Source organism: Vreelandella arctica, assembly GCF_037070215.1.
Lineage (GTDB): Bacteria > Pseudomonadota > Gammaproteobacteria > Pseudomonadales > Halomonadaceae > Vreelandella > Vreelandella arctica.
Map to the genome: position 1 here is coordinate 1 of NZ_JBANSN010000055.1, position 9,970 is coordinate 9,970.

A 9,970-nucleotide genomic window follows, 5' to 3' on the forward strand; every position below is an offset into this window, starting at 1 on the left:
GCGATTCCGGAAAACTGCCCAAAATCGGTCACGATAAAACGGAATGCGCGGTCACCATCATCCAGAACAGACGGTCACGTTCAAACGGAATGGGCGGTCACGATAGGGCGGAATACGCACCATAGAGAAATCGAATAATGCGCTATTAAAAGATTGTCATGCCGTCCTAATTGTTTCCTTGTTGGCCTAGCTCTGGTCGGTAGTGGCGAGCAGTACCAATGGCCTTGTTAATACGTTTCAAATGGTCGATAAAGCGTGCTCTTCGTTCGATCAACACGAGGGCTTCAGCGATCAGCTCTCGCGCCTCTTGAGGCACGGTTTTCGCCCTTGCTGCTACCCCTGGTCGCTGTATTCTAACGGCATGCCACGTTGAGGGTGCGTGCCGGCTATGCTGTTGTCGGTTGACCCATTTACGCCATACCGGGTGAGGGCACCCGAGGCATCCATAGCCACACCGACTAACATCTAAAAGTACCGCGCCATGGGTACGTGGTTGGGCCTGCCTGATGCGCTCAACAATGTCCAGTAGCTGCCGTGTGTACTCGCCCATAATTGCATCTATATCGGCTGTCAGTGCGCCCACCATTAGCTCGGCCTCGTGTGCTAGCACCTCCCTATCAACAGTACGGCGTGATTGACGTTGATGAGTGTTCTCGGCCTGTGATTCATCGTCGTGATGTACTTCGTGCATTGCGGTTCCTATCGTCTTCTATCACTCATCAGGCGTGTTGTTCTGAGTGGCTTTAAAGGGGCTAAGTGGGTACGTCTGGCGGGTGTAAAATTGAGCGCCTTCCTTGGCGAGGGGAGTCCTTTTCGGTTTGCTTTTTATGCGATCGGCCAAGTGTCCTAGCCCCATCCAAGGGGTGCCCGGGATGCCTCTCGGCGGGGCTAGCGTGGATGCTCGTTTAGGAACACGCGACACTCCTGTATTGAGGTGCGGGCAGCCTCGGGAAGTTTTACTTGGTAGCGCTTCGCGGCGGACTCAGCAGCGGCTATCATTTTCGCGGTCGGAGCTTGGATCTGCATATACTTATCGATGAAGGTTTTGCACTCCCTGAATGAGGTCAGTTCTCCATTCAGCGTCACACCATTTTCGCCAGCTAGGCGCATAGCCAAGGCCTTCATCTTGTCGGTCGGCGGCGGTGTCTGCTGCATTACCTCGTCCAGGAATGAGCGACATATCTCGAAGCTCTTTTCGATGCCCTCTGGTAGCGTAAGACTGCGTGCAGCGGCTAGCTTGCGTGCTGCGGAAACCATGTTCTCTGTGGGGCCATTGGCTGCTTCTAAAACTGCCTCAGGTGCATTGTCCATGATGTCGATTGCCTCTTTGATGCGGGTAGTAATGAAGTCGCGTTGAGCAGTTATAAACGTGTCGCGGGCGTGCTTAGCCGCTGTGTCGTTGGGGGCGTTCTGGATTGCATCGAGCTGGCGCTCCCAAGCGGCTGTCACGCGCACATCGGAGAGTTCGGTGGGGGTGTTATCGATGAATGCGCGGCCTCGTGGTGTGGAGACAATTAGCTGCTGTTTCCCCTTGCGCTTGGTGGCTACGTATTCGCGATCAAACAACGTCTGGATAACCGTATCCCGAGTGGCTGGGGTGCCGATCCCTTCAGCCTTTCGGAGTGCTGCTGCATCTTCCCCTTCGACGTGTCGGCCTGCATTGAGCATTGCGCTTAGCAGGTCGTGCAGCGTGTAGTGTTTGGGCGGCTCGGTGCGTGCCTCATGAAGCCTTACAGCCTCGATGGGAATGCTGGCGCCGGCTACCAGTGGTGGCAGGTCTTTCTGTTCTTTGTGAGCCTCGAAAGCGGACATCCAGCCGTGGTCAATGACGCGCTTGAAGGTGCCGGAAAACAGCGCTGGCTGCCGCTCTATCACGTCCTCGACATCGATGCTGGCGCTGACACTCAAGGACTCGACGGTAGCGGCTGGCAGGAGGGCCTGGATGAATTGTTTTGCACAGGCCAGGTAGACCTTTTGTTCGGCCTCGGTACGATCTGCGAGGTTCGGAGTTTTGCGCGTTGGAATGATCCCGTGGTGGTTCATCGGCTTGTCGGTAAAGCAACGTGGCCGTGGCACCTCCGCACTCTCCATGCAATGCCGGCGACCAGCTTGGCGGGCTGGCGCCATAAGCGCGTCATCAGCCTTTGCTGCGCCACCCAGAATGGCCAATAAATCGTTCCGGTTATACAGACTGGCGGGCAGTTCTCCATGCTCTGTTCGTGGGTAGGTCAGGTAACCATCGCTTCGCATTGAATCGGCCGCTTTCAGCGTCTGTGTGGCCGTGAGGCCGTACTGTTTTGACATGTCTCGCTGAAGCGCTGTGAGGCTGTATGGCAGCGGTGGATGCTTGGCTGTTTGCTTTGTCTCGGCCTCCAGAATGGCGGCGTTATCGACGGTCTCTAGGCGCTTGGTAAAGGCCAACATGGCAGCCCTGTCCAGGAACATCGGCTTGCCGTCATCCTGCAGCTGGATGCTGCTGGCGCCAGCTATTGGGGTGGCCGGTGAATAGGTCAGCTCGCCCCCGCCCAGGGTGATCTTCGCCTGGTAGTGATCGACTGGAATGAAGGCTTCAATTGCGCGATCGCGGGTAACAACTAGCCCAAGGGTGGCGGACTGTACGCGGCCGGCCGACACGAGCCCAGCCTTGCCCTTACCTTTGGCTAAATCGCTACCCATAAGGCCTAAGCGAGCGGTTGCCGTGTATGCACGGACAAGGTACTGCCAGAAGCCATCCGCGTTGGCTCGGGCCTGCTGAGCCCGCCAGAAAGAAATGGTTTCTCCGGCGTTCCTGAGGCGCTTGGCCGCGGCCTGAACATCGGCCGCTTCCATAGAGCCGGTCAGCCACATCCGCTTCACCGAACCGCGGTACTTTGCGTACTGCAGGATCTCGTACCCGATGGCCTCGCCTTCGCGGTCTGGATCGGTGGCCAACCATACTTCTGTTGCTTGAGAGAGTTCTTTTTTAAGGTTTCCCAGGTATTTCTTACCGCGGTCGGTAGGCGTCTGAGGAAAGGCGGTAGGTAGGGGCAGAAGACTGCGGGGATCGCGCCAATTGGCCTCTGGGCTCACCTCGGAAGGCTCAACAGGCGCCAGCAAATGCCCAGCGGCCCAAACTAAGGTAAGTGTTATGCCATTCCAGGTGCCGGTGTAGGCGTTGCCGCTGCGCGTAAGACCTAAAGCAGGGGCTATTTTGTCGGCCTGGTCGGAGTGTTTCTCACACAGAATGAGTGCTCGTGATGTCATCCTGAAGGTCGTCCTTCGGTAGAGGAAAGTAAGCGGAATAAGCACCGCTCAGAAGCAAACCGACAATACGATGTCTTTCATCTCTAAAGTGTATTGCATACTTAAAAAGTGTCGTCTAGTATAGCAACACATAGGCAGCGGAAAAAGCTTAACAACCCTCTGCCGAACGAATTAAGCGGATTGCGCCCGCTATCTCCTCTCTCCCCTGACACGGCTTCGGGGATGCGCATTAGCCGTCTGGTCGTCTCGGTAACGGGGCTACCGGAGAGCCCTCTGAGTTAGCCCTGATCCGGCTTCTCTCTCACTCTCAACTCAGAGGGCTCCCCAGTAGCAGATCCAGAGTTTGAAGTCGGGCGCGGCCCGGGCGTGCTGACAATCCACGCTCCCCAGTAAGAGCCTGTTTCCCTGTACCTCACCCGGCCTCCCCAGCCGGGTTTTTTTTATTTGCGAGGGCGATCCATGGACAACCTTGAGGAATTGAGCGGCGTGATCAGTGCCGTTCGTTTCGTAGGTGAAGAGGGATTTCAGATCCTGACTGTGCGCGATGCTCAGGAACAGGAGGTAACGCTGGTGGCTGTATGTCAGCCGCTCAACGAGGGGGAGTCTGTACAGGCCCGCGGCACTTGGGGCACGCATCCTAAGTTCGGCAAGCAGTTCAAAGCCGATCGGCTCATCACGCAAATACCTCAGGAGTCCAAAGCGCTGGGTGCATACCTTGCGAGTGGCAAGGTGGCCGGCATTGGCCCCAAGTTCGCTGCGCGGTTGGTCGCCCATTTCGGTGATGGGCTGCGCGACGTACTCGGTGACGAAAAGGCCTTACGGGCTGTGTCAGGCATCGGTAAGAAGAAAGCAGTGGGGATAGCGGCGAGCTGGAATGAGTACCAAGAAGCGCGTGATGCATTGATCTTCCTGCAGGGGCATGGTCTGGGCGCTTCACGTGCAATGTCGGTCTTTCGCCAGTTGGGCCAGGAGACCATTGCGAAAGTATCCGCCAACCCCTACCGCACCTTATTGAAGACTCGAGGTATAGGGTTTCGTATAGCCGATGCTATGGCTCAATCTCTTGGCTTCGAGTTGACCCACCGCGATCGACTCATTGCGGGGCTTCGCCATGTCGTTGATGCACGATCAGCCTCGGGGCATACCCTGGCAACCTCGGATGAATTGGCCTCGGAAGGCGCGCAGCTCCTCGGGGTCGACGTGGCACGCATGGCCTCGGTTGTTGAACTGCTGCTGGCGCATGAAAAACTTATAAGTGTTGAGGGCGGGCTAGTTGGCCTGCCTTCGCTGGTGGAAGCCGAGAGAACCATCGCCACCGCGTTGCTAGCGCGTGCGGTGCATTGGAATGGCTGCAACCAAGTGCGTGTTGATGGCGAGCTGTCGGATGGCCGGGTGCTCAGTGATGAGCAGCGCCAAGCATTGGAGACCTGCCTTGCGTATGGGGTGGCTGTGCTTACGGGTGGGCCGGGGGTGGGGAAAACCACGGTGACTGAGGTGCTGGCGCAGACACTGGATGATGCTGGCCTTGAGCTGGCGCTGTGTGCGCCAACTGGCCGTGCCTCTCGGCGAATGTCGGAGGCAACCGGGAGGCCGGCGTCTACTATTCATCGTCTCCTGGGCGCTGGCGCCAGCGGCTTTGAGTTTAATGCTAGCAACCCGATCGAAGCGGATGTAGTGATCATTGATGAAGCATCGATGGTCGATGTGCCGTTGTTTCTGGCTCTGGTGGTGGCGCTGCCTGACCACTGCCGACTGTTCATCATCGGTGATCAGGATCAATTGGCCTCGGTTGGGCCGGGAAACATTCTTCGCGATGTGATCGGTTCGGGTGCTATCCCAGTGGCACGTCTTCAACAGATCCGGCGACAGGGGCCTGGCTCGCAAATTACTGTCCAGGCGCACGCCGTCAACCAGGGCAATAGTCCTCAATCGGTACCAGATAGCGACTTTGAGATTGTCGAAGTGCCGGAAGGCGGTGACCCCGAGCTGGTGTGTCGTGTGGCATTGCGGGTGGCCACTGAAGACATGCTGGCGCGTGGCTTCGATCCTCTTTATGAAGTGCAGGTGTTGACACCCATGCACGGTGGTCCGGTCGGAACCCGTGCTCTCAATGAAGCGTTACGAAGCTATCACGTCCCGGGCGATCGGGGCTCTGTGACAATCCATGGTCGCCAATGGGCGCCAGGGGACAAGATCGTGCAGACCGAGAATGACTATAACCGTGATGTCTTTAATGGTGATCTCGGCTATGTGGTGACGGCAGACGCTGAGGAGAAAACCGTGCTGGCGCGGTTTGAGGATCGTGAAGTGCTATTCACCAGCGACACCCTCGGCAAGCTGCAGCTGGCCTATGCCATGACCGGACACAAAGCGCAGGGGTCCGAATTCCCTGCCGTGGTCATTCCTCTGGTGAGATCGCATTGGCACATGCTAGAGCGACAATGGCTCTACACCAGCCTCACTCGGGGCAAACGCCGCGTCGTACTCGTTGGTCACCCTTCTGCGATTAAGCGAGCCGTCCATCATGTCACCGGGCAGCGTCGACTTACCTCATTACCGCTTTGGTTGCGCTAGCCTGCCTCACCAGTATCACCAACCTATAAAGGAGAGATCCATGGCCAAGAGAAGGCTTGAAGTCGCCCGGGACCCCGGCGAGCCACCTACAGCCTGCCTTTCCCAGCTGGGACACGTTGAGGCGCTTGTGACCGGAGGTGTGGCATGACCGGCTTCATCGCCATTCTCTGGGTCGGCGCTCTCGCGTATGCCGTCTTCCTGGCTGTGATGCTCATTTTCGGCTGGGGTAATCTCAAGGATCGCCGCTTTTTAATCCGCTGGATGGTCGCCTGGTCGGCGCTGCTGGCGCTGACGATCGGGATACGAATGGCTGCGTCTGAGCCTGAACAGCCACCGCCTCCCCCCGCGCCGCTGCTGGGAACGCCGATGGCTGTGGCCACCTCGGCAGGTGACGAAACTGAACCGGATGCGGACTAGAAAAGCTGATCACCCCGCCTTCTTGGAAAGGGGATTAGTGGGTACGGCAATGTGTGTGAGCTTTGTGGAGAGTCAACGTAATGGGCAATCAGTCACCGACAACACGGTTCATCGAGATGGTGCCGCCTTTGCTGGTACTTGCTGGCGCGATCGCGCTGTTGCAGGTGCATGCGATTCAGTTTTGGACTGAGTTTGTTGGGCCGATGGGTTGGGCCTGGGCTGTTCTCCTAGAAGTCGTTGCATTGTGGCTCTGGTATCAGCGCCAGCTGGCTCGGCGAATGCTGGCCATGGTCGCCAGCGTGCTTACGCTTACCGGACCTATCTATATGGTTTGCGAGCCTCTGGTGGATGAGTGGCTGTCAGCGTCTCACGTCGACGCCAGCCGGGAGCTGCGCATTGAGCGGCTGGCTCTGGAGGCCTCGCGCCTTGAAGAGAGTATCGAGACTTTCCGGGCAAATAGTGAGGCCCGGGCTGGCTGGCTCGAACCGATACAAGTCGCACAGGCTCGTCTCGCTGAGGTTGACAGCCAGTTGGCGACTCTCGTGGCGGCGCCCCCGGCCGAGGCCTGGACCTGGCGCCAGCAGGCTTTGATCGGCATGCAGGCGGTGGCGCTGCTGATCTTCCAGCTGGCCGCGGTGCTCGCTATCACCTCTCTATCCAAACTGCGCCAGCAAGCATTCGCCAAGGGTGTCACCCCGCGCCCTACCTCCTCTTGCGACAGGTTGCGCGAGGAAACGCCCGGAATTGGGCAGAACTTGGTTGTAGCAGGTGCGCTAAACACCGAGTCCGCTACATGCAACCTCGAACCGGAGCTGGGTTTGCCCAGTATGGGTGAAGCGAATAATGACAGTGAGCTGGGAAAGGGAGGGTTCGCGTATGCCGATATTGTCGTGCTTCGTGACGCCCTGGAGCAGTTGCTCGAGGACCGAGAAATGACGCAGGCAGCATTCTGCCGTGATCACGATTTCTCGCCTAGGGATCTTTCGCTACTGCGCCGACACGAGGCGCGTTGTGCAGCGGGAGAGCGGACAATCTCCATAACAGCCCTGGATCGGCTAGCCGAGATTCTTCGGCATCATCCGACCAGCTGTGCTGAGTAACGTAGGGGGTAGACATGTGCTCTGCACTCAATGCAACGAACAAGCCGGATTTGCTAGCAGACGACGCACTAGCAAATGAACTTCATGAGTACCTACGTCATCGTGCCGTTATTGAGCAAGATCTGCGGCGTGTTGGCATCACTGATACCACCCCTCTTGAGTTGGCCGATCGCATCATTGCCGATGCGATGCACTCAGCCTATGCCTGTATGCTCAGCGCCCACAAGCTGACCCATGCAGGTATCGCCAAGGGGAGAGAACACAATCACAGGAGGCAAAGCGATGGCGAAACCTAGTCATTGCAAGGGCGAGCTGGTGGCACTCTCTAGCGGTGGGGCAACCCATTACCAGTGCAGCGGGCTATATCGTGCCCTGGTTGATCTCAACCTGGGTGAGCTGGCTGAGCAATATTGCCTACAAGCCCCTTATCGCCAAGCGACACTGGATAGTCTCAACATGGGCACCCTAACCATCGACGATATTAACGCGATGGAGGCTTCCGGTGCCTATGCGCATCGGGACATCTCGGATCTAGGCTTTGGCCAATACCTGATTCATCGCGGCTATCTTCAGCTCGTGATGATCAACGAGGTTCACTGTGGTGCAGGGTTCTCCCCCGACATCGTGAGGGAGTCAGCCAATGCTCGGGCACAGACCCTGAGCCAGCTTTCAGGTGGGCATGTATGAACGCCATTGCCCCACACCCCATTCACCATGATATGCCAGATAGCACCATGACCGAGCGAGCCTCATGCCCAGTCTGTGCCTGTCAGGACAGTCCAGACTACCTAAAAAGAATCACCGACTGGTTTCATGCCCACTGGTTGGTGTGTCAGCGGTGCGGTTACCAGACCACCACACATTCCTCCTACGAAGCGGCTGAACGTGACTGGGACATGGCATCACTAGGCCGACAAGCAGAAGAGGCTGGACTGCTTGTGCCGGCCATTCAGGTATTTTCGATGCGTGACCTGGAGCTGTTGGAGTCCCTTCAGAAGGAAGCCTCTGAGGGTGATTGTGCGCGTACCTATCTTGTCTCCCGTGACTCACTGGTGCGCTGGAAAGAGATCGCCCGCCTTGGTCGGGACGAAGTAGACGAAACGCTGCAACCAGCGGTGGCGTCTGTCGAGCAGGAAATTGCTGACCTACTTCAGGCTCAGTGTGACGAGGACTGAAAGCATTGCGCTGTTGCGGAGAATGATCAATGCATAAATATTTGCGGGTTCGTAAAGAAGCCACCTGCCTCGCGAGGCATGTAAGCCTGCAGATATGTCGAGTCAGGGGGCTGAACCGTCTCTATACCCACTACTCGATATTGGAGCTGCTGACGAATGCCAATGAGTGGCTACTTAGTCTCGCGGTCGATGATTGGCAATCGATTAACGATACTTACGCTGAGCTGCCGAGACTGAGTTTCCCCGTTGCGTTTGTCGCGATCGGGGATGGCGTGATTCGAGCGCTTTGGGATCGACTAGTGGATGCAATTGCCATGGAGGCCGGCAAACCAGTGCCTGTCACCATGGACCAAGCGGATGAAGCCACTCGACACGCCCTACAGCCGGTGGTGAGTCAGTCAGAGTGGCTGAAGATGTGTCAGGCCACCCCGTATTTTGGCGTTAGGCGTCGATTCATGGGGCAATACGTGCTCGAAGCCTTCCCCAATGAAGCCGCAACTCCAAGGGAGAGCCTTCCCGCTCATTTGAAACATACCATCCCGGCTCGTTAGCGCTTCACCATGGCGGAAGGTGCTCTATCTCGCACCCATTAACTACAGAGGAACCCAGCATGACAATGCATACTCACCAGTCACATCCCGATATCGTCAAGCGCCTGAACCGCGCTCGGGGGCACCTTTCGAGTGTGACCCAGATGGTAGAGGATGGACGCCACTGTCTGGACATCGCTCAACAACTCCATGCGGTAGAAAAAGCCATTCAGCAAGCTAAACGCACCTTAGTGCTGGATCACATCGACCACTGCCTAGACGAAGCCCTGGGTACTCAGAATCAAACGCAACGGGCACGGGCTGAAGAGTTCAAGACGATTGCACGCTACCTGTAAGCGCTTTTAGGCACCCCTCATTTGAGGAAGTTCTATGCTCGATGTACTCGCCCACCGCGTCTACCGCCATCTCTTTCTAGCGCAGGTCATTGCACTGATCGGCACTGGCCTGACCACGGTTGCTCTGGCGTTGCTGGCTCACGATCTTGCCGAAGGTCAGGCGGGCGTCGTGCTAGGCACGGCGCTGGCGATCAAGATGGTCGCTTACGTGGGCATTGCCCCTTTGGTCGGCGCTTATGCATCACGCCTGCCTCGGCGCACCTTATTGGTTAGCCTGGACTTGCTGCGTGCAGCCGTGGTTTGCGCACTGCCTTTTGTTACCGAAGTGTGGCAGATCTATGTGCTGATCTTTCTGCTCAATGCTTGTTCAGCTGGCTTTACGCCCGTTTTCCAGGCGATGATCCCTGACATTCTCGAAGACGAAGAGCAGTACACACGAGCATTGTCCCTGTCGCGTCTCGCCTATGATTTAGAGAACCTTCTTAGCCCGATGGCGGCGGCGGCATTGCTGATGGTGATGGGTTTTGATGTCCTGTTTGTAATCAATGCTCTGGCCTTCGTTATCTCTGCCGCCC

11 protein-coding genes are annotated in these 9,970 nt (G+C 57.2%); 9 read left to right on the forward strand and 2 right to left on the reverse strand.

What is annotated here, in order from left to right; all coding sequences use genetic code 11:
- Nucleotides 1-166: 166 nt before the first annotated feature.
- Nucleotides 167-691: a hypothetical protein gene (locus V8L70_RS21880; protein WP_083025292.1), complete on the reverse strand. Its 525-nt coding sequence runs from the start codon at nucleotides 689-691 to the stop codon at nucleotides 167-169.
- A gap of 197 nt (nucleotides 692-888) precedes the next feature.
- Entirely contained in the window at nucleotides 889-3,243 is a 2,355-nt protein-coding gene (locus V8L70_RS21885; protein WP_008957431.1) for a DNA topoisomerase, read from the reverse strand.
- Between the two features lie 459 nt (nucleotides 3,244-3,702).
- Here V8L70_RS21885 and recD2 point away from each other — a divergent pair, with 459 nt between their 5' ends.
- The 9 genes from recD2 to V8L70_RS21930 all read left to right on the forward strand — a co-directional run.
- Nucleotides 3,703-5,817 (forward strand): SF1B family DNA helicase RecD2, encoded by a 2,115-nt coding sequence (gene recD2 / locus V8L70_RS21890; protein ID WP_008957432.1) that lies wholly within the window; start codon nucleotides 3,703-3,705, stop codon nucleotides 5,815-5,817.
- 144 nt (nucleotides 5,818-5,961) lie between these two features.
- Nucleotides 5,962-6,234 carry a hypothetical protein gene (locus V8L70_RS21895; RefSeq protein WP_008957434.1) on the forward strand — a complete coding sequence of 91 codons (273 nt, stop codon included), beginning with the start codon at nucleotides 5,962-5,964 and terminating at the stop codon, nucleotides 6,232-6,234.
- A gap of 80 nt (nucleotides 6,235-6,314) precedes the next feature.
- Complete coding sequence (locus V8L70_RS21900) at nucleotides 6,315-7,334, forward strand: helix-turn-helix domain-containing protein (RefSeq protein WP_035586634.1); 1,020 nt, start codon at nucleotides 6,315-6,317, stop codon at nucleotides 7,332-7,334.
- Nucleotides 7,335-7,348: 14 nt separating this feature from the next.
- Nucleotides 7,349-7,630 carry a hypothetical protein gene (locus tag V8L70_RS21905; RefSeq protein ID WP_008957436.1) on the forward strand — a complete coding sequence of 94 codons (282 nt, stop codon included), beginning with the start codon at nucleotides 7,349-7,351 and terminating at the stop codon, nucleotides 7,628-7,630.
- On the forward strand, nucleotides 7,617-8,021 hold the full coding sequence (locus V8L70_RS21910; RefSeq protein WP_008957437.1) for a hypothetical protein: 405 nt from the start codon (nucleotides 7,617-7,619) through the stop codon (nucleotides 8,019-8,021). The genes V8L70_RS21905 and V8L70_RS21910 overlap by 14 nt, the downstream gene beginning before the upstream one ends.
- Nucleotides 8,018-8,509, forward strand: a complete 492-nt coding sequence (locus V8L70_RS21915; protein ID WP_008957438.1) for a hypothetical protein — start codon at nucleotides 8,018-8,020, stop codon at nucleotides 8,507-8,509. The genes V8L70_RS21910 and V8L70_RS21915 overlap by 4 nt, the downstream gene beginning before the upstream one ends.
- A gap of 29 nt (nucleotides 8,510-8,538) precedes the next feature.
- Complete coding sequence (locus V8L70_RS21920; RefSeq protein WP_008957439.1) at nucleotides 8,539-9,060, forward strand: hypothetical protein; 522 nt, start codon at nucleotides 8,539-8,541, stop codon at nucleotides 9,058-9,060.
- 59 nt (nucleotides 9,061-9,119) lie between these two features.
- Nucleotides 9,120-9,395, forward strand: coding sequence for a metal-sensing transcriptional repressor (locus V8L70_RS21925; RefSeq protein WP_008957440.1), 276 nt, complete (start codon nucleotides 9,120-9,122; stop codon nucleotides 9,393-9,395).
- Between the two features lie 34 nt (nucleotides 9,396-9,429).
- Nucleotides 9,430-9,970, forward strand: a 541-nt coding sequence (locus V8L70_RS21930; protein ID WP_336270591.1) for an MFS transporter, incomplete at its 3' end; no start/stop codon positions are given.